The sequence below is a fragment of the Pseudoalteromonas porphyrae genome (genome assembly GCF_001298125.1).
GTDB classification, from domain to species: domain Bacteria; phylum Pseudomonadota; class Gammaproteobacteria; order Enterobacterales; family Alteromonadaceae; genus Pseudoalteromonas; species Pseudoalteromonas neustonica.
Genome location: NZ_LHPH01000001.1, coordinates 428,405 through 452,863 on the forward strand (window position 1 = coordinate 428,405; position 24,459 = coordinate 452,863).

Annotated in this window: 23 protein-coding genes; 3 read left to right on the forward strand and 20 right to left on the reverse strand. The window is 39.2% G+C overall.

Annotated features, from left to right (window positions below):
- Positions 1 to 82: 82 nt before the first annotated feature.
- The 5 genes from ADS77_RS01730 to ADS77_RS01750 are packed head-to-tail and all read right to left on the reverse strand — an operon-like array spanning position 83 to position 1,805.
- Positions 83 to 601: a DUF4240 domain-containing protein gene (locus ADS77_RS01730; protein WP_054452641.1), complete on the reverse strand. Its 519-nt coding sequence runs from the start codon at positions 599 to 601 to the stop codon at positions 83 to 85.
- Complete coding sequence (locus ADS77_RS01735; RefSeq protein ID WP_054452644.1) at positions 598 to 792, reverse strand: YwbE family protein; 195 nt, start codon at positions 790 to 792, stop codon at positions 598 to 600. The genes ADS77_RS01730 and ADS77_RS01735 overlap by 4 nt, the downstream gene beginning before the upstream one ends.
- A gap of 57 nt (positions 793 to 849) precedes the next feature.
- The gene (locus ADS77_RS01740) at positions 850 to 1,296 is read right to left on the reverse strand and encodes a hypothetical protein (protein WP_054452647.1); all 447 of its coding nucleotides are present in this window, start codon (positions 1,294 to 1,296) and stop codon (positions 850 to 852) included.
- A 7-nt stretch (positions 1,297 to 1,303) separates the two neighbouring features.
- Positions 1,304 to 1,591 carry a hypothetical protein gene (locus ADS77_RS01745; RefSeq protein WP_054203701.1) on the reverse strand — a complete coding sequence of 96 codons (288 nt, stop codon included), beginning with the start codon at positions 1,589 to 1,591 and terminating at the stop codon, positions 1,304 to 1,306.
- Positions 1,584 to 1,805: a hypothetical protein gene (locus tag ADS77_RS01750; RefSeq protein WP_054203702.1), complete on the reverse strand. Its 222-nt coding sequence runs from the start codon at positions 1,803 to 1,805 to the stop codon at positions 1,584 to 1,586. The genes ADS77_RS01745 and ADS77_RS01750 overlap by 8 nt, the downstream gene beginning before the upstream one ends.
- A gap of 101 nt (positions 1,806 to 1,906) precedes the next feature.
- Here ADS77_RS01750 and ADS77_RS01755 point away from each other — a divergent pair, with 101 nt between their 5' ends.
- A complete protein-coding gene (locus ADS77_RS01755) occupies positions 1,907 to 2,716 on the forward strand; it encodes an ion transporter (protein WP_170172978.1) in 810 nt (269 codons plus the stop codon).
- 160 nt (positions 2,717 to 2,876) lie between these two features.
- Positions 2,877 to 4,991, forward strand: a complete 2,115-nt coding sequence (locus tag ADS77_RS01760) for a TonB-dependent receptor (RefSeq protein ID WP_054452650.1) — start codon at positions 2,877 to 2,879, stop codon at positions 4,989 to 4,991.
- 68 nt (positions 4,992 to 5,059) lie between these two features.
- Here ADS77_RS01760 and asd read toward each other — a convergent pair whose 3' ends face one another.
- Positions 5,060 to 6,205 (reverse strand): aspartate-semialdehyde dehydrogenase, encoded by a 1,146-nt coding sequence (gene asd, locus ADS77_RS01765; protein WP_054203705.1) that lies wholly within the window; start codon positions 6,203 to 6,205, stop codon positions 5,060 to 5,062.
- A 533-nt stretch (positions 6,206 to 6,738) separates the two neighbouring features.
- On the opposite strand from asd, the gene ADS77_RS01770 reads away from it, so the two are divergent.
- Positions 6,739 to 7,146 carry a hypothetical protein gene (locus ADS77_RS01770; RefSeq protein WP_054203706.1) on the forward strand — a complete coding sequence of 136 codons (408 nt, stop codon included), beginning with the start codon at positions 6,739 to 6,741 and terminating at the stop codon, positions 7,144 to 7,146.
- Between the two features lie 219 nt (positions 7,147 to 7,365).
- Here the strand turns inward: ADS77_RS01770 and ADS77_RS01775 are convergent, their stop codons facing one another.
- The 14 genes from ADS77_RS01775 to ADS77_RS01835 form a co-directional block, all read right to left on the reverse strand.
- Positions 7,366 to 10,089, reverse strand: a complete 2,724-nt coding sequence (locus ADS77_RS01775) for a TonB-dependent receptor domain-containing protein (RefSeq protein WP_054203707.1) — start codon at positions 10,087 to 10,089, stop codon at positions 7,366 to 7,368.
- A gap of 72 nt (positions 10,090 to 10,161) precedes the next feature.
- Positions 10,162 to 11,772, reverse strand: a complete 1,611-nt coding sequence (locus ADS77_RS01780; RefSeq protein ID WP_054203708.1) for a hypothetical protein — start codon at positions 11,770 to 11,772, stop codon at positions 10,162 to 10,164.
- 320 nt (positions 11,773 to 12,092) lie between these two features.
- On the reverse strand, positions 12,093 to 13,400 hold the full coding sequence (locus ADS77_RS01785) for a tetratricopeptide repeat protein (RefSeq protein WP_054452652.1): 1,308 nt from the start codon (positions 13,398 to 13,400) through the stop codon (positions 12,093 to 12,095).
- Positions 13,401 to 13,433: 33 nt separating this feature from the next.
- Positions 13,434 to 14,039: an energy transducer TonB gene (locus tag ADS77_RS01790; protein ID WP_054203710.1), complete on the reverse strand. Its 606-nt coding sequence runs from the start codon at positions 14,037 to 14,039 to the stop codon at positions 13,434 to 13,436.
- Positions 14,040 to 14,048: 9 nt separating this feature from the next.
- Entirely contained in the window at positions 14,049 to 14,459 is a 411-nt protein-coding gene (locus ADS77_RS01795) for an ExbD/TolR family protein (RefSeq protein ID WP_054203711.1), read from the reverse strand.
- 51 nt (positions 14,460 to 14,510) lie between these two features.
- Entirely contained in the window at positions 14,511 to 15,038 is a 528-nt protein-coding gene (locus tag ADS77_RS01800; RefSeq protein ID WP_054203712.1) for a MotA/TolQ/ExbB proton channel family protein, read from the reverse strand.
- 3 nt (positions 15,039 to 15,041) lie between these two features.
- The gene (locus ADS77_RS01805; protein WP_054203713.1) at positions 15,042 to 16,409 is read right to left on the reverse strand and encodes a MotA/TolQ/ExbB proton channel family protein; all 1,368 of its coding nucleotides are present in this window, start codon (positions 16,407 to 16,409) and stop codon (positions 15,042 to 15,044) included.
- Positions 16,410 to 16,419: 10 nt separating this feature from the next.
- Positions 16,420 to 17,172, reverse strand: coding sequence for a DUF3450 domain-containing protein (locus ADS77_RS01810; protein ID WP_054203714.1), 753 nt, complete (start codon positions 17,170 to 17,172; stop codon positions 16,420 to 16,422).
- Between the two features lie 220 nt (positions 17,173 to 17,392).
- Positions 17,393 to 17,815 carry a DsbA family protein gene (locus tag ADS77_RS01815; RefSeq protein WP_316244661.1) on the reverse strand — a complete coding sequence of 141 codons (423 nt, stop codon included), beginning with the start codon at positions 17,813 to 17,815 and terminating at the stop codon, positions 17,393 to 17,395.
- A 15-nt stretch (positions 17,816 to 17,830) separates the two neighbouring features.
- The gene (locus tag ADS77_RS22915) at positions 17,831 to 17,977 is read right to left on the reverse strand and encodes a hypothetical protein (RefSeq protein WP_316244659.1); all 147 of its coding nucleotides are present in this window, start codon (positions 17,975 to 17,977) and stop codon (positions 17,831 to 17,833) included.
- Positions 17,978 to 18,007: 30 nt separating this feature from the next.
- On the reverse strand, positions 18,008 to 19,099 hold the full coding sequence (locus ADS77_RS01820; RefSeq protein WP_054452655.1) for a GGDEF domain-containing protein: 1,092 nt from the start codon (positions 19,097 to 19,099) through the stop codon (positions 18,008 to 18,010).
- Between the two features lie 32 nt (positions 19,100 to 19,131).
- Entirely contained in the window at positions 19,132 to 21,021 is a 1,890-nt protein-coding gene (locus ADS77_RS01825; protein ID WP_054452659.1) for a methyl-accepting chemotaxis protein, read from the reverse strand.
- Between the two features lie 240 nt (positions 21,022 to 21,261).
- Positions 21,262 to 22,029, reverse strand: a complete 768-nt coding sequence (locus tag ADS77_RS01830) for a basic secretory family protein (RefSeq protein WP_235575685.1) — start codon at positions 22,027 to 22,029, stop codon at positions 21,262 to 21,264.
- Between the two features lie 3 nt (positions 22,030 to 22,032).
- The gene (locus ADS77_RS01835; protein ID WP_054452662.1) at positions 22,033 to 24,390 is read right to left on the reverse strand and encodes a GH92 family glycosyl hydrolase; all 2,358 of its coding nucleotides are present in this window, start codon (positions 24,388 to 24,390) and stop codon (positions 22,033 to 22,035) included.
- Positions 24,391 to 24,459 lie beyond the last annotated feature (69 nt).

The window sequence follows — 24,459 nt, forward strand, 5'->3', positions numbered from 1 at the left end:
TTGTATTTACAGCATAGCATGCAATGTCTATTAAAATTAAACAAACCTATAATGAATCGTTGTTTACTTTTTATAGTTAAAATTATTGCCAATATTTAGCAAATAATTGCGGATACGCGAGTTTTAAAAACTTAGCTTTGTCTTTAAAGCGTTTACCTTTAGGCTGTTCTTGCCCTGATGGAGCAAAAGGTAATTCATCTTCATTGCGCTCTTCGTACAGTAATCCTGCAATAAGATCATACTCATCTAAATAGGGGTAAGGTTGCTCGTTTAAATAGTATACAGGCGTGCAATCAGCCAATGAATCTGCATTGTCGAGGGCGGCGTTAAAAGCAGCTTCGCCACGAGATATTAACCAACAGCGAAACTCTGAAAAACCATACTCATCGTTACAGCCTGCCATTACAAACGCTGCGCCAAATAACTCCCACGTAAAACTTTGTCGCATACAGAGACTAAATTGCTTATCGAATTCAATTAACTGATCGTCGTCTAAATCTGTAAGTAAGTTTTTTAAGCGCTCGCTCACTGACTCTGGCTCAGCGGTTTTATCTTCTACGGTAACCAATTGCCAAAATTCAGCGGGGGTAAGTACACTCATGACAATATCTCTTTCACTCGTCCTACTTGTCCATCCTCTAAACGAACTTTAATACCATGAGGATGGTTAGGTGATTTAGTGAGTAGGCGCTCAACAACACCTTGGGTCAATGTGCCACTACGCTGATCTTCTTTTAAAACGATATTAACTTCGCTGCCAAGGGTAATTTGTGAACGAGTAGGAACAGTCATTATTGATCTCTATTACTATTTTGTAGAATTATAGCCTTATGTGATCGCAATACCAAATTAAACAAGAGTGATTTGAATAGTTTGCTGCTCATTAGCTGCTAAAATTGAGCACATATGTGTTTTGAGCTCGCACGCTTTACCCACTAATTGAAAATCAAAACCTTGACCATTGCCATCCAATATACAACTTAAGTAATTGTCACCAATTGTTATTTTGCTAATACGGGGGATATCAAGCCGAGATAGTTTATTTACCATACTTTGTTTAATGATTAACTCATTGCCTTCACGTGTAATAGCCGCTGTAACCATATTTTTTTCTAAAAACTGCTGACTATAACGTCGTGAAAACGCCCAGAACGCTATGGCCACTACAAAGCCATTGCTTAGCACATGATTTGCACCTACGGGTTGTTGAAGCTGATAAAGCCCAAATATAAAAAATAAACCTGCTAATATGAGCAGCCCACGCTGCTTTTGTTTATTCGTTAAATTAGAAAACATCATAATCCTAAATATTGTCAGCGCTAAATATAAATTTTTTGACTGTTAAATCAATGCTTGCAAGTTTTTTACTTATTATATTTTTAACTAATTGAGTATCTTGATTTTTCGTTGCTTGCTCAAGCGCTAATTGATCTTTAAAGTAACAGCTTAATTTAAGTGATGTAGTTGGTTTACTTAAATCTATCTCATGAGTTAGCCAACTAAATTCACTTAGTTCATCTTTAATTTCTTCACAAGCTCGCGTTAAATTGACACGCAGTACTTTATCGAATTGCTTTTGTGTTTTAGTCATTTTTAGTCGCTTGCTGCTCTGCTCGTTGCTTTTTAAACTCATCGTAGCCATCTTCTTGGCGCTTTATGCACTCATGATACTCTTTATCAGCCATATAATTACATTCACCTAACCGTGCAGATTGAATTTCATGGTAACGTGAATTTGAGCTACATGCGGTTAAAAAAACCACTAGCATCGCACTTATAGCGAGCTTTAGCATATTGAAAAGCATTAAAAATTCCTTACATTTAAAACCGGAAAAGTAATTCATCCATGACTATTTTGCTGTATATTGCACTCGTTTTTATTTATAACCGTTAAGGGATAATTATGATGTTGTCGCAGTTACACGAGCTGTTCCAGCGTATCGATAAAAGTAAAATATTTCAATCATTTGTTATTGTAGTTATTATAATTTCTGCATTAACAGTAGGCGCACATACTTACTCACTACATCCAACGGTTGAGTTTTTTTTACATTGGATGGATATTGGCATCACCGTCTTTTTCTTGATTGAGTTGATCATTCGTTATATCGCGAGTAAAGGCATCAAAGACTTTTTTTCCAAAGGGTGGAACATCTTTGATTTAATAGTAGTCGTAGGCAGTTTATACCCTGCTGCAGGCTCAAGTGTATTTATAGCACGGTTGCTACGTATTTTTCGCGTTCTACGCCTGGTATCAATGGTTCCTGAACTGCGTTTATTAGTTAATTCTCTGCTTAAAGCTATCCCACAAATGGGCTATATCGCCCTTCTAATGTTTGTTATTTTTTATATCTATGCAGCAACAGGAAGTATGTTATTTTCTGAAATAAACCCTGTTTTATGGGGGGATGTGTCTATTTCGATGCTTACTCTGTTCAGAGTGGCAACATTTGAAGACTGGACCGACGTCATGTATGAAACCATGGCCGTGTATAAGCTAAGCTGGATCTATTACCTTACATTTATATTTTTGACCGCTTTTGTGTTTTTGAACATGATGGTAGGCGCTATTTTAGAGGTAATGTCTGAGGAGCACCGCAATGCGCGTGAAGAGCAAACAAACATTAATGATATGCCAGCAACACAAGGGCAAATAAACGAATTAAAAACACAATTAAGTGAGTTAAAGACATTGCTTAGTGAAAGGAAAATGTAACTCTTCGTGTAATGACACTTCTTAAATGCAGTGTCATTACACTTTAAAACCATAAAATCATTTTAGAAGCGTGCACAACCTCAAAGAGGAGCTCAATTGCGAATCATTTCCAATTAGCTTATTATTACGTTCCATTTTTATATTGCGCATTTTTAAGAATATGATCAAAACCAACCTTAGCATCCTAGCACTTATAATTTCAGCTCAAGTAACCGCCAACGATGAACCACAAGACTTAGAACGTATTTTAGTTACCGGTAGCCGTATCGCTGAAAGTATTGATGAAATTCCATCATCGGTAACAATTATTGGCCAAAAAGAACTTGCAGCACAACTTAAAGTAACCACTGATCTGCAAAGTATATTAGCAATGTATGTACCCGGCATTGCCTCAAGCAGTGGAACATCAAGTAACTTTGCACAAACATTACGTGGCCGTGCAGCACTTGTTATGATTGACGGTGTCCCGCAATCAACACCACTTAGAAATGGGTCTTTAGGAATGCGTTCATTAGATCCTCATGTCATTGAACGAATTGAAGTTATTCAAGGTGCGACCTCTATTTATGGTAATGGTGCTGCGGGAGGTATCATTAACTACATCACTAAAAAGCCTGCAACAAACAGTAAGTTTAGTTTAAATACGACTGCATCTACACAATTTAGTGCGGTAAAACTTGATGACTCTGCCGGTTTAAAAGTAACGACAACCGCATCAGGTGAAATTGATGACTTTAGCTATATTGTCAGCTTAGGTATTGAAAATAATGGCGTATTAAGAGACGCTGAAGGTGATGCACTCGGTACACAATATGGATTATCTGAAGCAAAGTCGCGTAATTTCTTCACTAAACTAAGTTATGACTTTGATGCTGATAAATCACTGCAAATGACCTACAACTATTTTGAATCGCAACAAGATTCTGCATGGGTTGATGTTATTGGTGATATCAATAAAGGTGAAAAAACCTACGCAATAAAAGACGCTGTAAGCACACCATTTAATGCAGCGCCACAAGGGCCACGTGGTAATCATAATTTACAGATAAAATACACTGATGCAGAGATTTTTAGTAATACCGCATTCAATTTAGATGTGTATAAACAATCCATCGAAAATGTATTTTTTTACTCAACGGTTTTAGCAAACCCTGATTTAAACCTAGCAGGTGGACAGTCGTTAATTAAGTCAGAAAAACAGGGATTACGCTCAGTATTTAATACGTTAGCTGATTGGGATAATGTTGAAGCGACCTTTATTTACGGCGTTGATATCCTCAATGATACCACTTCTCAACCAATGGTTGATGGTCGACTTTGGGTACCAGAAATGGACATGGTTAATGTTGCTGGTTTCTTACAAAGCAAGTGGGTTATTCAAGATGACTTTATTGTCAAAGCTGGGCTTCGCTATGAAAATATGGATATTGAAGTAAATGATTACAATACATTAAAGCTATGTAGAAGCGCTGATCAATGCTCTGTTCCCAAAGCTGTAAAAGGCGGAACCATTGAGTTTACCGCAACAACGTTTAATGTTGGTTTTCGTTATAATGCAAACCAAGCGTTTACACCTTACGTAAGCTATTCGCAAGGTGCTAACATTCCTGATTTAGGTGCTTTATTACGCTCAGCAACAGTACAAGACATTGCACTTATCCAAACTGAAGCGGCGATAATAGATAACTATGAAGTCGGTTTTGTCAGCGAGTTCGAACAATTTAGATTTGAGTTATCCGCTTATAAAAGTTTTTCAGATTTAGGGTCACGCAGCGTACAGGATCCAAAAACAGGGATTTATATAACACAACGCGCACCACAAAAAATTTGGGGCTATGAAGGGGTACTTAACTACACGTTCAATGACCAATGGGATTTAGCTGCAACGTATGGTTACGTTGAAGGCAAGCACAGCAATACAGGCAATTATTTAGGAGCACGTGAAGTATCTGCGCCTAAAGGCACACTTGCATTAAATTGGCAGCCAACTACGCAGGCAAGAATGTCAGTTCATTATATTCATGTTAGCGACCGAGATCGTTTTGAAAAAAATGATAAAGGCGTTTACACCGGCGATGAGGGGCCTGTAAATGGCTATGGCATTGTTAACTTAAGCGGCAGTTACGATTTTGATCAATGGTCGGTGTTTGCAGGTGTTGAAAACTTACTTAATAAAGATTACTTCCCTGCCCGTTCACAAGCTTTAACGTTTAGAGCGTTTAATGTCAAAGGGATCGGTACTACCGTAAACTTAGGTGTTAACTACCGTTTTTAAATAAACTAAATTGGCAATAAAAAAGGGCGGTAATATCCGCCCTTTTAATATTAATAGATATTTAATGTCTACGCGTTATTACCTGCAACTATAATACGTAGCATACGGCGAAGCGGCTCTGCAGCGCCCCATAATAACTGGTCGCCCACTGTAAACGCGCTTATATATTCAGGGCCCATCGTTAGTTTGCGAATACGCCCAATTGGAATGCTAAGCGTGCCTGTCACTTTAACCGGTGTTAAATCAGTTGCTGTAATATCGCGTTCATTTGGGATCACTTTAACCCATTCATTATGTGATGCTAAAATCTGTTCAATTTTCTCTACACTGATATCTTCACGCAGCTTAATAGTCATCGCTTGAGAATGGCAACGCATCGCACCGATCCTCACACATAAACCATCAACGGGAACTGGTTGCTTAGATGAACCTAAAATTTTGTTCGCTTCAACCTGCGCTTTCCACTCTTCTTTGGATTGACCACTTGGCATAGGCACATCAATCCATGGAATTAAGCTGCCAGCAAGGGGGACTCCAAATTGCTCTTGCGGTAAATCGCTTGCAGCAATTTGCTCTGTCACTAGTTTATCTATTTCTAAAATAGCGGCTTGTGGATCAGCTAACTTATCAGCAACAGACGCATGAATAGAGCCCATTTGTGCTATTAGCTCTTTCATATTACGAGCACCTGCACCGGATGCTGCTTGATAAGTCATTGGGCTTACCCATTCAATCAAGTCTTGTTCAAACAAGCCGCCTAGCGCTAATAGCATCAACGATACGGTGCAGTTGCCACCAACAAAGGTTTTAACCCCCTGTTCTAACCCTTGCTCTATGACATCTTTGTTTACTGGATCAAGAACAATAATACTGTCATCGGCCATGCGAAGTGCGGACGCCGCGTCAATCCAAAAACCATCCCAACCGGTAGCACGTAATTGAGGATATACCTCTTTGGTATAATCTCCCCCCTGGCAGGTAATAATAATATCCATTTGGGCAAGGGCATCTACATCCGTTGCATCAAGTAGTGGTTTTGCATTGCCAGCGAGATCAGGACCTAATTGGCCTGTTTGCGAGGTGGTAAAAAAAGTGGTGTCGATCAGTGCAAAATCATTTTCTTGTTGCATACGCTCTAATAAAACAGAGCCAACCATGCCGCGCCAACCAACCAAGCCTACTTTTTTCATTGTTTGTTCCAGTGTTTGAGTCATAAGAGATACCTAATTCATTAAAAATTAAAATTCATTGCGTGAGATTTAATTTTTAGAACCGATAATCTAGCACTGTGATCAAAGCAAAACCAGCGTTACTCATAGAACATAAAATTTTTTCATATTCAATGTCGTTGTTACACCATTGTGTAACTTAATCTAAACACGCCCTAGGGCGTGTTGACCTTTCGTGATTGATTTTGCAGCCGTATGTTTGGTATTTAGGCAAGGCAGAGCCTGTGTAGTGTGGTTGCTCCCCATAAATAGGCGATAACGCAGTATAAATGCCAAACATGCGCTGCCCAAAGGGTTCTTCCTAGGGGCGATTAACTCTTTGTTGCTCGATTTTCACTTAGCCCACTAGGTTACAAACCTCGCGCCGCGATTAAATCGCCCCTAGATTGAACAAATTTCAATCCACAAAGGTCAACACGCCCTAGCTTCATACAAATGAAATACATAAAAATTATGATTATTGAGCACTTTGGAATTGGATGTATTGTGTATCAATTTATTAAAAAAGGACCTATCACATGAAAGCACTCTATCTAGGTAGTATAATTGCCAGCTTGTTCTCTTTGAGCGCATTTGCACAAACAAATGACAACATCGAAGAATCACTTACTTCCTTTGCAAGCTCAACTACGAGCATTGAACAAAAACTAGGGGCAACTCGCCGCTCATCAACCGTTATTTATAACAACCCAACAGTGAGAGTTAATAATAGTTATAGAAATATGTTTGTAGGCTCTCTTACTGGCAATCAGTTTTGTAAAGAGCGAGGCCATAAGCAAGAGGTAACAGGCAGTACAATAAAGTGTGGCGAAGATGAATCGGCCTATGCAAACTATGATTGGTATGATAGTCAGTGGGTATTAAAAAGCACAGGTAGCAAAAATCAGTGTTATCCGTTATACGCTAGCATTAAGTGCGGTAACTAAAAGCAATAAAGAACCCGGTAAAGACTGGGTTCTTACTCCATCGTAACCCCAAGCCAGCAGAACATTGATATCAACTTAAGCCCACCAGCATGAATTAACTTCCACTATTAAAATAACGCGTATAACTATTCATTTCATAAGTAACAAGTAATAAAAAGCCCTACACTTGGCAGGGCTCGGTAATAATAGCTTATTGTTACTGCCGTTTATTAGAGAGTGTTAAAACTCGTAACTAAAGCTCACACTTAACTCTCTAGGCGTTTCTTGAGAACGAATTAGTACATCATTTTGCTCTACTTCAAAACTTTGTCCCAACATATTTTTCGCTTTAAATGTCAGTGTGGTATTAAACGTTGGATAATAACTATAAACCATGTCTAACGAGTTTAAAGGTTGCTCGTAAGCATCATCAAAGTTATTTACTCCCGCAGCTAAAATACGATCACCAAATACATTGTAGATAACAGATGCTTGATGCATGCCATCATGCGAATCGTAATTCAATTGCAAATTAGCAACATATTTTGAGTGGCCAGTCATACGTCGTTTTAGGTTTGTCAGATCGCCGCGCTGCTCCTGTGCAATTTCAACTTCTGAATCACTGAGTGTTAAATTACCTGAAGTAAAGAAAGCACCGCCGAGTAAATCACTATGTAACTCTGTTAACCATTCAGCTTCAATACCGTAAACATAGGCGGTGTCTGCATTATCAAACTGCAAAGTAAAACGGCCGTCGCTTTCTGTTAATAGCGCTTCAATTGGCTTATCAATATCTTTATAGAATGCGCCAACTGAGTAGTTATCGCCATTATCCATATAAAATTCGATGCGCGCATCAAAGTTATCTAAATAACTAGATTCTAAGTAAGGGTTACCCAGTGTTCGATAACCCGTAAGCGGGTCTTGAAATTGAACTGGGCTTAACTCTCGTAAATCAGGACGAACAACAGTGCTGCCATAACCAAAACGAATTTGATACGAGTCTTGGCTATATGTCATAGATAACGATGTAAAAAACTCATCTTCCATCACACTTGCTTGCTCTATTGCTTGTGCACTTAACTTGTCAGCAAGTAAAGCAGGATCAAATGCTGAACGAGAAAAAGCGAGCGCAACTTGGCGGAAGTCTTCGTAACGTACACCACCACTTACACGCCAATCTTGAGCAAATGTTATGTCAAAAGAGCCATAATAAGCATCGATCATTTGTGCTGCTAAGTAATCATCGGCGGTTGGTTCTTGGAACAACAACTCGACACCAGTTGAGTCAATAACTGAATCATTAGCAAAATAACTGCCTATTGAAAGTGCTTCGTCTTCACTTTGTGCTAAATCGAGTGACTGAGTTTGGCTAAAACGATAATTGAAAAAGTCTGTACGGTAATCACGTGTTTTTTCAACAAAATAACCACCACCTGCAATCTCAACTTCTGCGTTATCAAAGTAGAAAACTTTGTTTACGTTAACGCCCCAGTTTTCGACATCATCTTCTAACTCAACAAATCGATACAGATAAGGGTTACCGCCTAAGCTACCATTGTAAAAAGTGCGTTGGTATTTACCATCTAAGTACTCATCACGAACCGTTACTGTAAGCTCTCCAGGAATACTCGTTGTCGCTGTTGAATCAGTATATTGCCAATCAACGCCAACACCTTCAAGCAAGCCCCAATCTAGGTTGTGCATACCGCGAAGTTGGAGTATCTCAAGTTCGCGCTCTTCGAAAGATGTTAAGTGGCTACGTTGTAATTGCCCAGCATCAATACTTAGTGATTTTGACGGTTCTTGATATAACGCAACAGAGGCTTCATCTTCAGTGTCTCGCAACATCATATAAGTAGCGGTTAAATCATGTCCCTTAATTTTATAACCTAAATTAACAGAGCTATTTAACTTTATATTATGCTTTGTCGATACTTCTTTTTCTGTTGCCGAATAACACGTAAAGTCATCTTTTGAACATGCGGACTCAGATGCGTCAACAGAAGACAGTACAGCGCTAAACTTCTCAGCATTAGACCATTCATTTTCATAGGCAACGGATGCTAGAAAACCAAAAGATCCGCCTAAGCCAAATAAATTATCAAAACGGTCGCCATAAACAGCTTTAATACCGGCATCAGGGTTTAAGCTTTCTTTTTCCAAGCCAAAATCTCTTGGTAATGCTTTTGCTAAACTTTTATTTAAATCTATCGCAGCGGCTTGACCAATATCAGTGCCTTGACGTTTTGACTCTACATCTCTTATGTTTCTATATGAGATATCAGACAGGCCATTAATATAGGTATTTAGCGCTGTTCTAATTGTACTAGGTAATGCTCGCGTGCCATCATCTTGACCTAGCCAATCATCACTGCCGCCATTATACGTATAGCCTTCGTCGTTTGTATCTTTGTAACTAGCGCCAATTTCAACTTTAAACAAAGTGTCACTTGGTATGCTCTTCGTTCTGATATTTACATCACCACCGCCAAAAGCTGCGGGCATATTAGGTGAATAAGCCTTTTGAACAGCCAAGGATTCAATAATACTTGATGGAAAGATATCAAGTGGAATTACATTTCGCGTTAGATCTGGGCTCGGCACTATTGCGCCATTTAAACGAACACTTGAGTAGCGCTCACCTAATCCACGTACATAAATAAACTTATCATTAACTAATGATAAGCCTGTAACACGACGAAGTGCCGAAGCGGCGTCACTGTCACCTGTTCGCGATATTTGCTCAGAACCCATTATATCAGCGACGAAAGCCTGATTTTTACGCTCATCTATTACCGCACTGGCACTGCCTTTGAGACGTGTGCCTGTTGCAACAACTTCTTCTATTGCTTCTTCATCTATTATTTCTTGTGCTTGATCAGCGAAAGAATGAAATGAAGAAAAAAGGGAGAGCAGAGATAAAGTTATTAGATTGGTTTTAAACTGCTTTTGATGTTTCATATTTATATCCTCTAAACCTAAAATTCCCTTAAAAAAGGCGCCGTAGCGCCTTGTAATTAGAGCCGGTCTAGATTAATTACTAGCGCGTTGTAAAGATGCGGCTACAAAATCAGCCCACTCGCTTGATTCACCGTCTTTAAGTGCACCAATGTAGCCTGCATTAGTAAAGAAAGAGTTAACTTCGCTCATGTCTTTAGCTGTTGTAGCAACAGCAGTACCCTGTGAATCAGTAATTGTTGCCGCTGTTGAAACACCATCAGCACCTAGTACATTTGTAAAATCAGCAAAACCAATCAACTGGTTGTTTTCGCCACCCGTAAACCAAGTATTTACATCAAAACTTGCTAGTGCCCCCGTTAAAGGCGTATTCACGTCTTCAAAGTTCTTACCACACGCAAATATTGAGCTCATAAATGCGATATCGCCATTATTTGCATTGGCATGAACACCTGCATCACCTGATTTGTCTTTTTCATTATATAAGTCAAAACAGCCTGCACCATCTACTGACGAAGAGTTAACAAATAACATGTTAGCTAATTGTGCTTTGCCCCACTCTTTCATTTCCATACCAGCACCAGTTCGACGCCCTTCTGCGCCTTGGTCACCCGTGGTTACAACAGTTGCATTAGCAATTGTTGGGTTAGAAACGCTCGTCACTAAATCTTGTGCATCTGCTGATAATGGGTCAACCTTTGCACCATCAGTTTCAAAGCCATGATTACCATATTCATTTGAACGTACAAGAATGAATTGTCCATACCCTTTCCAGCCTTCATCCCAGTCAATACCATCATCACCTGTATCAGTGATAACAATGTGCTTGAGGTTAACGCTACCACCAAATAGTTCAATACCATCATCAAAACCATTATGAACATGCACATAATCAATCGTTGTGCCTGAACCAACAGCATTAAGAGTTAAACCGTTAAGCTCATCACCTTCAACACCAAAACCTGCATATTTAATAACAATGTGCTTGAGGATACCGCTGCTATCTTGCGGATCGTTACCGCCATAGTACGATACAATGCCTTCTGCAGAGTGGTTACACATATCCTGTGCAGCAGCAGCGGCTGTACAACGAATAGAATGACCACGGCCATTTACCTGAACGCCACCCCAGTCACCTATTTGTGCTGTTGTTGAATCATCACCATCAACCTCTTTGATACTGGTGAAAATGATTGGCTTATCTACTTCACCAATTGCTTCAATATTTGCACCACGAGCAACACGAATAAAGCTCTCAGGCTTAGTAAAAGCAATTGTTGAACCTGCTTCAATTGATAATGTAGGACCATTGCCATCAATTGTAGCGCCAGTTGATGTGTCTACATCATCACCAATAAATAATGCACCTTCAAACACGTGTGCGCCGCCATTGCCTAAGGCAGAGATTACAAAAGAGCTGGTAATTTCTTTTGCGTTACTTGCAAATGCTTGACTGTAAATACAGTTAACACCTTCAGCTTCACCTGTAAATGTAGCTCCATCTAATGTGTATGTAGCGCAATTTAAGGTTTCACCACCGTTATTGCCACCACCTGAATTATCTACACTATTGTCTACACTGTTATCTACTGTTGTAGGTGTAACATTAATATCACCACCACCACAGCCAGCAAGAGTCATTGCAGCAGCCACTAGGCTGACTTTAAATAAACCAGATAATTTCATTGTTCACTCCGTTAAAGTATTTAATTATTTTGTTAGCGCATTAAGTAAAACTCAAGTCACTTTAAAGCACGAAAGCCATGCATTAAGGTCACTTGAGCCTTAGAACGAGCACTACAATACGGGAGGTGTATGACAGCGAGGTTACACTTTAATAAACATAAAATGACAATGTGCATTTTTGACTAAAAAACCAATTATCCTTATATAACAAATTGTTAAAAACGAAAAAAACCGCCCGAAGGCGGTTTTGGTGTTGCGATTATAAACTCAAGATATGATCAGCTCATAGCCCACTTTATGTCATTTAAATTACGACAATATTAAAGCAGTGCTGTGCGTAAGGTTTCAGCATGGAGCTTTTCACGCTTGACGTATTTGATCCATTGTTCAGCTAATCGCTGAGATTTTTTATGTTTTTCAGCTTGTTCAAACGCCAATATAGATGCATCAAAATTTTGTAAACTGTATTGCGCCATACCTAATGCTACATAAGCATTAGATTCAAAATCGAGTGATCCTTTCTCTAGCGCTTTACGAGCTGCATCGGCAGCGTCTTCATACTTTTCAAGGTTAACGTACACCTCTGCTAGACGTTGCTCGTACTTACCGTGATCTGACTGCTGTGCAGCTTTACTAAAATAAGGTATTGATTTTTCTTCTTCTTTTGCTTGTATCATGGCTTCTGCGATAAAAGCATAATTTTTTGCTGTCGCTTGGACTATCTCATTATCTATTGCAGTACTCATAACATTCGCCGCTTTATAAGCGAGGCCATTATATAGATACACTTGCGATAACTGCCGAAGGTCTGATTTTGACGTTAAAAAACCTTGCTGATAGGCAGCTTCAAGAATAGCTAACTGTTCTTTCTCCTTGCCAGTTTCACCATACATGCCGCCAAGCTGCACCCAATATTGGGGCTTATTATACAGTTTTACCATACGCTCTAATACTGTAACGACTTTATCTGTATTACCGAGCGAATAGTACATAGCGCGTTGCAAAACAAGCCAATTTTCTTTTGGCTCTTTCCCTTCACTATCGCTTAGTGCAATTGCATGCTCGATATTATTAATACCATTTTGATAATCTTTTAACTGATAATAAGCCTGTGATTTAAGCACATAGTACGCGTCTGTTTTAGGCTTGGTATTGATTGTGTCCCACTGCGCTAAAAAGTTTAAGGTTTTGTTGTAGTCGCTATTTGCCATTGCTAGTTGCGCTAAACTAAAGCTGGTACTTAAACGAAGAGATTCTGGGATCTCATCCTCAGCAATCACTTTTTCAAACGATGCTATCGCTTTGGTTAAATCATTCTCGTTGTAATAAATAAAACCATAAAAATTGTACATCATGGCCTTTTCATACGAGTTCATACTTGATGAACGCTCATTAATGTCGTCAAGTGCAGCAAGACCCGCTTGTGCATCACCATCATCTGCAAGCTTTTGTGCACGCGCCAATTGGCTATACACTTTTTCACGTAGCGCTGGTACACGCTTTGTTTTAATTTCATCTGCGTAGGCTGTCGCCACATTAATGCCTGGTAACATACACACTAAGCTTGGTAGTGTAATACTTGCACTCAATGCTAAAGAACAAAAGAATGCTGTTTTTAATAGTTTCATAATCGCCTCGTTTCTCTATCCAATTATTAAGTGCTAGCCGTTTATCTGGAAAGAAATTTTATTCTGTACACCCGCAACTTCAACCGCTTCACCGTCTACTACGCGTGGTTTATATTTAAATTTAAGAGCGGCATCCATCGCTGCCTGATCAAATAATGACTCTGGCTCAGCTTTTACTACTTTTGCATCACGTACTGTGCCTTGCCTGGTTACTGTAAATTCAACAATCACATACCCTTCAATACCACGCGATAAAGCGCGACGCGGATAAACGGGTGCCACTTTTACAATGGGTAGGTATTCACCATCACTTGAATCAAGCGCTAAGCCACCGCTTAAACTCACATCAGCGTCCACACTGGCACCAAAATCAAAATTAGCTGCACTGGCATTAGGATCACTATTTTGCATTTGTGGTGATTCCATTGGCGGCGGTGGCTCTTTTGGTGTGGGTGGTTTTTGAGGCTTGCGCTCTTTCTTTTGTACACTCTCTTCTTTTTTAAGACGCACAAAATCAAGTACATTGCCTTTGGCAGGCTCAGTCATCGCCCCCTCGCCACCGGTGATAAGTGCCTGCATGCCTAAAAACAGCATAAAAGTCACAACACCGGCAATAAATAATGCTACTAAATAACGCATTATGCTTCCTTAGGCCTCTTGTGCCGCAATAGATACGTCAAACACGCCTGCTGCACGCGCTGCATCCATCACCTTGATAAGTGTGTCAGTGGTTGATTTTTTATCAGCTTGAATAACCACACTGCCTTGTGGGTTTTCTGCTTTTAGGCGCTCAATATTCGCTTGCACTGCCCGCACATCAACTTGGCGTTTGTTGATCCAAATTTCGCCTTCGTCTGAAATAGCGACTAAGATATTTGCCCGTTCTTTTTTAACAGCTGTAGCCGCTTCAGGACGATTTACATCAATACCCGCTTCTTTAACAAACGAGGCGGTAACAATAAAGAAAATGAGCATGATGAAAACAACATCCAACATAGGTGTCATGTTAATTTCTTCTGCTTCATCTTCTTGAAAAAGACTTCCTAATGGGGCTCTCATTTTATTCTCCTGATGCATGCGGCTGTCGCCGCATGCTAAAAAATTATTGTTTTAATGGTCTAAAACCATGCTGTCTTCAAGTAGTGCAACTTCGCGCTTCGCTTTACGCTGTAAATACGTTGAAGCGAATACGCCGGATAACGCCCCCACCATGCCTGCCATTGTTGGGATAGTTGCTTTTGAGACACCGGATGCCATAGAACGTGCACTGCCTGTGCCTGTTATCGCCATAACATCAAACACTTCTATCATGCCAGTTACCGTACCGAGTAAACCTAACAACGGACATAACGCAACCATCACATTAATAAGCGCTAAATTAGCGTTTAATCTCATCCCTGCACGTGAAATAGTGGCTTGGCGTATTTGCTCTGCGTTCCAGCTATTACGCTCATTACGCCCTGTCCAACTTGTTTTAACAGTATGCTTGTAGTGCCTAAAACCATTAAAAAAGTATATAAATCGCTCGAGTATCAATAACCACATCGCGAAGATTAACACTCCGATGACCAATAGAACTTGGCCACCAGTGTCGAGAAAATCACGGATAGCATTGATTGAATCAATCAATAGCACCATGGGTTATGCTCCCTTTTCGCTACGCTCAGCGATAATACCCGCGCTTTGCTCTTGTAAGATAAGTAGCAAGTTTTTAGAGCGTGTATTCAATAAGGTGTATAAAAATACTGTTGGGATAGCCACAACCAAACCAAGTACCGTTGTGACGAGTGCTTGTGAGATACCACCTGCCATTAATTTAGGATCCCCCGTACCAAACAAAGTTATTGCTTGGAAGGTATTAATCATACCCGTTACTGTACCTAGTAAACCTAAAAGCGGTGCAACCACTGAGATAATTTTAATCAGTGTTAAGTTACGTGTAATTTTTGGCATTTCACGTAAAATAGCTTCGCTTAGTTTCAGCTCAAGGGTGTCGTATGCAACAGACGGGTATTGGTCTTTTACTTTCATTACACGACCAAGCGGGTTGTCATCACGTGGTACGTCATCTTTAAGTTGACGACGAATTCTGCCACCCATCAGCATTAACGAAATAAAGCGTTCAATGGCAATTAATAGTGCTAATAAACCAACACCTAGAATCACATAACCCACTGCACCGCCTTGATGTACTTGCTCAGTGGTATCTGGCGCTTGTACAAGTAAACCAAGGATAGAGCCACCTGTTGGGTCAAGTGCAAATTGCACAGTCCCTGATGACGCTTGTTGTAAGTCTGCTGCAGTTGACGTAAAACGTCCTACTGGCTGGCGAGTTAATTCACTTAGCGTATTTGTGCTGGCGTTATATTCTAAATATTTACCTTGTGAAATAAGATTAAATGCACCAACACGCATAACTTCTTGCTGTGCTTTATTGCCACCTTCAACAATGACATCCGTCGTAAAGCGAGACACTTTACCTTGCTCTGTCATTTCACGTTGCAGCTCGTACCATACTTGTTCAATGTCTTCGATTGATGCAAGCTTAGACGTTGATCCCATTTTTTGAGCCAGATCATCCATAAATTGACCGCGCCCTGGTAATTGGGCAGAAACAACAGAGGTTGCAAACTTATTGCTTGAGTCTCCAGCAACTTGCTGCAGTACACCAAATAACTCTTTCAACGAACCCATTCGTTTAGATAATGTATCCGTTTGATTGGCTAGCTTAATTTCATTTCCTTCAAACAGTGTTTCAAGACGCTCTGATTCAGAAAGCATATTGTTACGCTGTGCTTGAGTATTTTTGAGCATTTGCACTTGATCATTTTGTCGTGCGATAAACTCTTGCTCACGTTGCTTGTTCTCGACCGATTGCTGTGTTTTACCTTGCTCTAAGGTTTTAAGTAATGAATCTAAATCCATAGCATCTGCAGCAAATGTGCTGCCAGCAAAGCCAAGTGTTGCGCCAAATAAAGCGATTTTGGTCATTTTTGTAAAAAGTGTCATTTTTAACCTCTTAATCCGCAGCGTGAACTGGCAGTGTTAACATATCTGGGGCTAGTTGTTTACGTGCTATGCGTAAACCTTTATTAATTTGACTGATTGTTGAATCTGGTAGCGCGACAAAACCATTACTATCTTGATCCCACGAACCTGCTTTTTTACCGTCACGAGTCAGATAAATAAGCTCTAAACGACCGATGCGAAGAAAATCAACTTCACGCTCTTGCCCATCAACATCAAGCAAAGCCGTATACGCTTCAATTGTGCGGCCATAATCTACTTCAACCTGATAGGCTTCTAATACACGACGGAATTTTTCACTTGAGTTAATATCCGCTCTGTCCATCATGGTTTTTAAAGAGGCTAAACGTTTTTCGCGTTCATCAGTAAGAAACGGCACGTCAAGGGCAACAAATTGCTCTAAACCTGTGATCATACGTAGCATTAAAGGGGTAATTTGACGCTCTATAATAGAAACCTGATCCATTGAAAGGCTCAAAGCTTCCATTTCTGACATTTGATTGCTCAGTTGCTTACTTAACTGCGCGTTATAAACAGTTAAACCGTCTATTTCTTTATTAAGGGTTTTAAACTGTTGTAAACGCCCTTGCATTGAATCTGCAATCTTGTCTATTTTTGTTTGTGATTGCGCAGCTGATTTATTAATTTCACTGCTTTTATCGATAACCTTATTTAAATCATTTGCTTGGACTGTCGCACTCATGGCCACAATACCTGCTAAGATCAATGGTTTAACGCCTTTCATCGCATACACCTTTACTCGTTAATTAGCGGATTTGCTAGTTGCTTAATATCAATGCACGAGATTCTATAGGTGAAAAATGACAAGGGTGTTGCGCAAAAAAGTCTATTTCATGACAACCGTCATAATTACAACGTTTAAAGGTATTAATTCTAAGGATAAATAGTAAGAAGTGATTTTTTTAAGCAGCCGCAGAGAATATATGCTCAGATTAATTGAGGCGTTAAGATTGAGTCAATACGTCACGAATACGTGTAATAACGTCATCCGCATTCGTGTAGTTAATAGCAATTGCATAATATTGATTCTGATAATAAAGCACCAGTGATGGAAAACCATGAACCGGTAATTGCTGAACAAATTGAAGCTCTTGCTGAAATTCCTGATTCAGAAGGTCACAGCCAAATAATTGTAAGAACTCATTGGTATCTATTCCTACTTGTTGAGCAAATGAGAGCAAGTCATCGGCATTAGAGGGGTTTTTAGCTAATAAATAGTAACCTTTTTGAATCGCTTCAAGCATGGCGTGCTCTTTATTAAAGTACCGAGCAGTAATTACAGCACGACATGCCGGATAAGTACTGCGTCTAGGCTCACAATTACGCCAAAAATCAAAATTAAATTCAGCCCCTGTTTGATCTGAAATTCGTTGCCAAGTCTGCTACAAAAACTTTTGCATACTCATTGCCATGGGCTCATCAGAATCCGGAGCTAGACCGCCAACTTTATAGACAATATCAAGCTCTGTGGCTAAGCGAGCTTGGATCTCTTGCCACGTTTTACTAAAATCCCAACACAAACTACACATAGGCTCATAAACATAGGGTTGCGTTATTATTCATGCTAATTCACCTGACATAACACAATTACGACCTGCGTGCTTAGCGTCATATAAACACTCATCTGCGCGTTTGACGGCTTGATTAAACTCAGATATTTTATTTACCTGCACAACACCAATACTGCAAGTAATGGTGGTTTTTTGCGTTTGAGTAAACATGATTGTTTGCGTTGAAATATACTCTCTAAATTTATCTGCAACATAAAAAGCGGCATCGGAGTCAATTCTAGGTAATATAACCATGAACTCCTCACCACCATAGCGTACTTTTATATCTGAAGAGCGTAACTGGGATTCAAGAAACGTGCTAAATTCAATAAGAACGTGATCACCAAAATCATGACCAAAGCTATCATTTATATATTTAAAGTTATCAAGATCCATAAGTAAAACTGTAAATGGAAAGTATTGTTCTGGCCGCGATTTAGCAAGCGGTAAAAAATGACTCGTAATAAATCGGCGATTGGCTAAGCCCGTTAGTTGATCTGTGTGTGCATCCTGTTTTTGTAATAGCGTCATATGCGCTATTTCCATATGACTTTTATTCCGAAAATACTCGCCTATAAAGGTAAATAAAAAGACTAAAATAAAAGACGCACTAAAGCGCACTTTTTCCGCATAACCGTATTTAACTTGTCCTATATCAGGGCCATATAGTAAAAAACACGACACACATAGTAAAACCGATACACCGATTAAGCCAATTCTTAAACCCAGCGTTGAGAATGCAACCACTGGGTAGAACATTAACCAATATAATGCCGTATTTTCTTTACCGCCAGTGTAAACAAGCGCGACACATAACATGCAGATAATACCCAGCACAAGCGCAGCAACGGCATTTAAATGCCCAGTACGCATAAAGTAAATTGCACACACTAAAAAAGTAATGTCCGATATGACTAACATGACAGTCAGTGGCTTAGCGTAAATATGATAATTGAGCACAACCAGTGTAGTGACTAAAACCAAAGCAATAGAGATCATAGTAAAAAACGTAAAAGCACGGCGTTGTTTTTCTGCACTATAGACACTTTCTATATTAATCAATTTAAGCCAACTTGGTTGGCTCGTATTCTGTTCAGGCATTATATATCTTTCATTTTTAAATCAGTGAGTTATTAGACTTTAAAACGTAATACCATTTTCTCTAACTCATCAAATTGTAGTTTAAGGTGTGTACATTCAGCTAAAGTATTATTTAAATTAAGCTGTCCTTGCTGTGACAATTCACTGATTGTATGAATATCGCTATCTAATGACTGTATGACGACATTTTGCTCAGTCGTAGCATTAGCAACGCTATGATTAACCTCATCGATTGATTCAATCGTTTTGGTAACTCCCGCCATTTTTTCACCAGCACCATGTGCTTTTTGAACGCTATTTTCACTTTCAATTAAGCTTGCTTTCATTACCGCTACAGCGCTGGCTGACCCTTGCTGTAATTGACTTACGGTGTTTTCAATTTCCTGCGTTGATTGTTGTGTGCGATGCGCCAACTGACGAACTTCATCTGCAACAACAGCAAAACCTCGCCCTGCCTCACCCGCTCGAGCAGCTTCAATTGCAGCGTTAAGAGCCAGTAAGTTCGTTTGCTCACTGACCCCTTTTATAACTTCAAGCACTTGGCCAATGCTTGCTGAATGCTCCGCTAAGCTATTAATTGTGGCTTGTGCTTTTTCCATATTTTCAGATAACACATTAATCGCATTAATGTTATCAGTTAATGATTGCTGGCTTTGTACTGATTGCGAATTTGCTTCACTGGCTAGATTTGAGGCATTACTCGCACTGTTCGATATTTCAACGGCACTAGAAGAGAGTTGATTAATTGCAGTAGCCACATTATCTGTACGTTTGGTTTGATCGCCATACATATTAAGAGTTGACTGCGTTTGATCAACTAAACTCTCAACTGAACGTTCAAGTTCTATCGTTGTCGTTTTAACCTGCTCAATGGATGTGTGTATTTTATCAATAAAGGCATTAAAGTAACCTGAGAGTTCTCCAAATTCATCATTATTTTCAATAACTAAACGGCGAGTTAAATCACCTTCACCTTGTGCTATATCTTTTATTGCGTCATTTAAACGATGCATAGGCCGCATTAAATAACGCAAAGAAAACTGCATCATTAATACAATAGCAGTGATCCCAAGCAACATATAAATCGCGGCCATATTGCGAAAAGAATCAACAGAAGAAAATGCGATGCTTTTATCAATCACAACACCAAGATACCAGTCAACATTTTCAATGCCTTTAATTCGTGTAAATGACACAAGATGCTCTACACCATTAATATCTAATTCTACAAATTGAGGATCGAGAGTAAGTTTCTCACCTAATAAATCAACCATTGATTTATCATTATATTGGGTCTGAGGGTGACTTAAAATACGCCCATCGCTATCGAGTAAAAAACCATAACCGAATCCTAAAAAATCTATTTCGTTAACAATTTTAGTAATGGTTTTCATATCAATATCAGCACCGGCTACCCCAGTGAAGCGCCCTGCAATAGTAATAGGCGCAACAGCAGATATAGTTAGCTCATTGGTAGTAACATCAATATAAGGGGTCGTAAATGCGGTTGTTGTTTTGTTTTCAACTAATTTATACCATGGTCGAGTTGTTGCGTCATAATCTGCGGGAAGCTGAATCGTTTGATCATTTAAAACAAATGTACCATCCGGTTTGCCAATATATGTATTTTTAAACCCACCAGCCATTTCAGCAGTATTTAATTGCGATAACGTGAGTGATTTTGCGTCATTCTCTTGATGTGTTTTAGCAACAGCTAAAACAATAGCTAACTTATCATTAAGCCAATTAGCTATATTTTGTGAAACTGATTGTGAGCTTTCTTGTAAAACAAGGGATAATTGTTGTTGCGTTTGTGTACGCATTGAAATGAAGTTATTTATAGTAAATAAACCAAGAACTAACACCAGCACAATTGACGCTGCGATCGTGACTTTAGTTGTAAATTTGAGAGAGCTTTGCATGGCAAACCTATTTTAATTTATTATTTTTATTAACAAATGACTTTGTAACAAAAATAGACCTATTTGTCTTATATAATTGTATTTAGTAACGACAATACAGTTAAAAACAATAATAAAGGATGATTAAATAGCTAACTGTGTTATCAATCCAGGTATTTAATAAGTATAGAATTAAAATAGAAATATGAAATAAAGTAACAAAAAAGGGGCTAATTATAGCCCCTTTTAACATTCTGAAACTTAAAGTAATGTTTGGTAATTATTCCACTCGCGTACAAGATTGATATTTAAATTACTTTCAAAGTTCTGCCATTGCCACGTTTTACCATCATTAGGGTCTAACTGTGCATTTAACTTAATGAGTAAATCACGGTGCTTATTCTTTTCAAGCCAATGTATAAAAAAAGCAGTTGTTTTATAACCATCGTTATAATTACCGCCAATTTTTCGTTGTGACATATCAACGTAGCCTGCTTTTATACGAACAACATCTGCAATGCCTTCAATAAGTGGTCCTATGTTTTTATAGTTTGCATCATCAAGTTGATAGGCATGCGCAATTTCATGATACAAAACGCCAATCAATTCATCCGCCATAGCGCGTTTACCATGATCAGCTTGATACTTTTTCAGGTATTGCGCACTAATGTGAATTTTAGCACCACTAAAGTCACCTTCTTTGAACGCAACGCCATCCATATCTTCAAGACTAATTGCTAAAGTAGGTAACGCAGGTGCATTCGCTTGGTATTTATAAAGTAAGCGGGCAACATTATAGCTAACTTGTTGTACTAGCTCAGTGGTCAAATCACTCCACTGCGATAATTGCTCAGAACTTGTATTAGTAAGCGTAACCACTGGTAAATAAAACTGTTGCCATTGAATATCAGCGTTAAACTGCACGGGTTTTAATTGCTCGCTCACTGGTGTTTTAGCCATCACATTCGCACTCAACAGTAGAGTTATCAATGTTGACGCTGATAATGATTTTTTAGCAAAAGAAGTCACTTTCTATTCCTTATATTTACTAAGTGCAGGTGGGCGTGCTGAATGAGCTGTACCCCATGTTTTATTTGGTTTATCACCCATTTGGTAACGTAGTTCTCCACCATTGATTATTTCTGCATGCATTAAATAGTTACGTGTAAGTGGCTTACCATTGAGTGTTACTGATTGAATGTATAAATTTTCTTTGCTGATATCTTTAGCGAACGTTGTAAAACTTTTCCCTTTTGCGAGCTTTAAGGTCACTTTTTCTACTTGCGGAGCACCTATCGCGTAACTTAAATCACCCGGTGCCACTGGGTAAAAACCCATTGCCGAGAAAATATACCACGCTGACATTTGGCCAACATCATCATTACCTGCTAAACCGTCAGGCTTATCTGAGCTAAGTGTATCCATTATTTGGCGAATACGCTCTTGCGTGCGCCACGGTTTACCTGCGTAATTATATAAATAAGCAATATGATGACTTGGCTCATTACCATGGGCATAGTTGCCTATTAGCCCTGCAATATCTTCATGTTCTTTGATCATGTCAGCTGAAAGGTGAGTGTCAAAAAGTGCATCTAAACGGCCTTCAAACTTATCGTCGCCTCCCATTAAATCAATCAAACCTGCAACGTCATGCGGAACATAAAAGCTGTATTGATTTGAATTACCTTCTGTAAATGGCCCCATGTATTTTGCAGCTTCAGGATTAAAATCAGGATTCCAATTACCTTTACTATCTTTGCCACGCATGTAACCTGTTTGTTTATCAAATACATTTTTGTAGTTCATTGCACGAGCATAATATTCTTTTGCAAGCTGCTTTTTACCCATAGCGTTAAACATTTGTGCAATTGCAAAATCATCGTAAGCGTATTCTAATGTGATTGATACTGACTCAGGCAATATATCCATTGGCACATAGCCAAATTTTTTGTATTGAGGAATAGCATCATAAACCGGGTTATTGGCAGTATTAATTGTTGCTTCAACGGCTAAATCAATATCAAAGTCACGAATGCCTTTAAGGTACGCATCTGCAATAACGGACACTGCATGATAACCAATCATAGTCCATGTTTCGTGGCCGTGGAATGACCAAATTGGCAACATATTTTCATAACTTTGCTGATAATGAACCAGCATTGATTGCACCATTGATGATACGCGATCAGGGTCGATTATCGTAAGTAGTGGATGAAGTGCACGATAAGTATCCCATAAACTAAATAAGGTGTAATGCTCAAACCCTTTACCTTCATGGATTTCACCATCAACGCCACGATACTGACCATTTACATCCTGATAAATATTGGGTGCTTGAAGCGCATGATATAACGCGGTGTAAAACTGACGCTTTTGGCTTTTTGTGCCTTCGACATCGACTTTATCTAAATAGGTTGCCCATTGTGCTTTTGCGTCAGCTCTTGTTTTATCAAAATCCCAGTGTGGCAGCTCTGTTTTCAAGTTTTCAAGTGCATTGCTTCTGCTCACAGCAGATAAACCCACTTTTATATAAAGCGGCTCATCTTTTAAACCATCAAAACTGGCAACAAACTTAACGGCTTTACCCGCTGCAATTTTCACTGCTTTATTTTCAATTGTTGAATGTTTTTCTTTGCCTAAACAATCCATACAGCGGTAACGTTTATCATCTTCATTAATAAAGTTATAGTCACTGATTGGTTTTGAAAATTCGATAGCAAAATACATCTGGCGGTTATTTGCCCAGCCATTCGTTGCACGATAAGCAACCAGTGTATGATCATCAATTAATCGAATGTCACTCCAAATTACTTTGTTTTCAAAATTATATATTGCAGCGGTTAAATCAATTAAAACATGCCCTGCATCAGCGTCATTGAACGTATATTTATGCATACCAACGCGTTGCGAGGCGGTAACTTGAGCTGTAATGTTATAGTCTTGTAATTCAACGCCATAGTAGCCTGGCTCTGACCACTCTTTATCGTGCGAAAAACGAGAACGATAGCCTGCCTCAGGATTTTCAGCGCTACCGGGTGTGGTTTTAATCTCACCGGTCATGGGCATGATCAACAAATCCCCCAGATCAGAATGCCCAGTGCCTGAAAAATGCGTATGCGAAAAACCAACAATAGTGTGATCATCATAATGATAACCTGCACAACGTTTGTATATTTCAGGCTGCGGTGATACCCCGCGCATCGGATTATCTGTATCTGGACTCAATTGCACCATTCCAAATGGGACCACTGCACCTGGAAACAAATGACCATCTCCACCTGTCCCTATAAAAGTGTCTACCCATTGGGTATTTGAGTGCTGTGTTGCATACGTATTTAGACTCACTAAACTGCCACACAGCAACAGAGAAGTGTAGAAAGACGCTTTCATAGTCGTTCCTTTTTAATTAATTATTGATTTTTGGATCGTTCCAGTGAGTTTATAATAACGCGCTATTGA

What these genes read in the sequence shown, in the direction of transcription:
- ADS77_RS01730 (WP_054452641.1), bottom strand. Translation starts at nt 601, where the DNA reads ATGAGTGTACTTACCCCCGCTGAATTTTGGCAATTGGTTACCGTAGAA.
- ADS77_RS01735 (WP_054452644.1), bottom strand. Translation starts at nt 792, where the DNA reads ATGACTGTTCCTACTCGTTCACAAATTACCCTTGGCAGCGAAGTTAAT.
- ADS77_RS01740 (WP_054452647.1), bottom strand. Translation starts at nt 1,296, where the DNA reads ATGTTTTCTAATTTAACGAATAAACAAAAGCAGCGTGGGCTGCTCATA.
- ADS77_RS01745 (WP_054203701.1), bottom strand. Translation starts at nt 1,591, where the DNA reads ATGACTAAAACACAAAAGCAATTCGATAAAGTACTGCGTGTCAATTTA.
- ADS77_RS01750 (WP_054203702.1), bottom strand. Translation starts at nt 1,805, where the DNA reads ATGCTTTTCAATATGCTAAAGCTCGCTATAAGTGCGATGCTAGTGGTT.
- ADS77_RS01755 (WP_170172978.1), top strand. Translation starts at nt 1,907, where the DNA reads ATGTTGTCGCAGTTACACGAGCTGTTCCAGCGTATCGATAAAAGTAAA.
- ADS77_RS01760 (WP_054452650.1), top strand. Translation starts at nt 2,877, where the DNA reads ATGATCAAAACCAACCTTAGCATCCTAGCACTTATAATTTCAGCTCAA.
- asd (WP_054203705.1), bottom strand. Translation starts at nt 6,205, where the DNA reads ATGACTCAAACACTGGAACAAACAATGAAAAAAGTAGGCTTGGTTGGT.
- ADS77_RS01770 (WP_054203706.1), top strand. Translation starts at nt 6,739, where the DNA reads ATGAAAGCACTCTATCTAGGTAGTATAATTGCCAGCTTGTTCTCTTTG.
- ADS77_RS01775 (WP_054203707.1), bottom strand. Translation starts at nt 10,089, where the DNA reads ATGAAACATCAAAAGCAGTTTAAAACCAATCTAATAACTTTATCTCTG.
- ADS77_RS01780 (WP_054203708.1), bottom strand. Translation starts at nt 11,772, where the DNA reads ATGAAATTATCTGGTTTATTTAAAGTCAGCCTAGTGGCTGCTGCAATG.
- ADS77_RS01785 (WP_054452652.1), bottom strand. Translation starts at nt 13,400, where the DNA reads ATGAAACTATTAAAAACAGCATTCTTTTGTTCTTTAGCATTGAGTGCA.
- ADS77_RS01790 (WP_054203710.1), bottom strand. Translation starts at nt 14,039, where the DNA reads ATGCGTTATTTAGTAGCATTATTTATTGCCGGTGTTGTGACTTTTATG.
- ADS77_RS01795 (WP_054203711.1), bottom strand. Translation starts at nt 14,459, where the DNA reads ATGAGAGCCCCATTAGGAAGTCTTTTTCAAGAAGATGAAGCAGAAGAA.
- ADS77_RS01800 (WP_054203712.1), bottom strand. Translation starts at nt 15,038, where the DNA reads ATGGTGCTATTGATTGATTCAATCAATGCTATCCGTGATTTTCTCGAC.
- ADS77_RS01805 (WP_054203713.1), bottom strand. Translation starts at nt 16,409, where the DNA reads ATGACACTTTTTACAAAAATGACCAAAATCGCTTTATTTGGCGCAACA.
- ADS77_RS01810 (WP_054203714.1), bottom strand. Translation starts at nt 17,172, where the DNA reads ATGAAAGGCGTTAAACCATTGATCTTAGCAGGTATTGTGGCCATGAGT.
- ADS77_RS22915 (WP_316244659.1), bottom strand. Translation starts at nt 17,977, where the DNA reads ATGTGTAGTTTGTGTTGGGATTTTAGTAAAACGTGGCAAGAGATCCAA.
- ADS77_RS01820 (WP_054452655.1), bottom strand. Translation starts at nt 19,099, where the DNA reads ATGCCTGAACAGAATACGAGCCAACCAAGTTGGCTTAAATTGATTAAT.
- ADS77_RS01825 (WP_054452659.1), bottom strand. Translation starts at nt 21,021, where the DNA reads ATGCAAAGCTCTCTCAAATTTACAACTAAAGTCACGATCGCAGCGTCA.
- ADS77_RS01835 (WP_054452662.1), bottom strand. Translation starts at nt 24,390, where the DNA reads ATGAAAGCGTCTTTCTACACTTCTCTGTTGCTGTGTGGCAGTTTAGTG.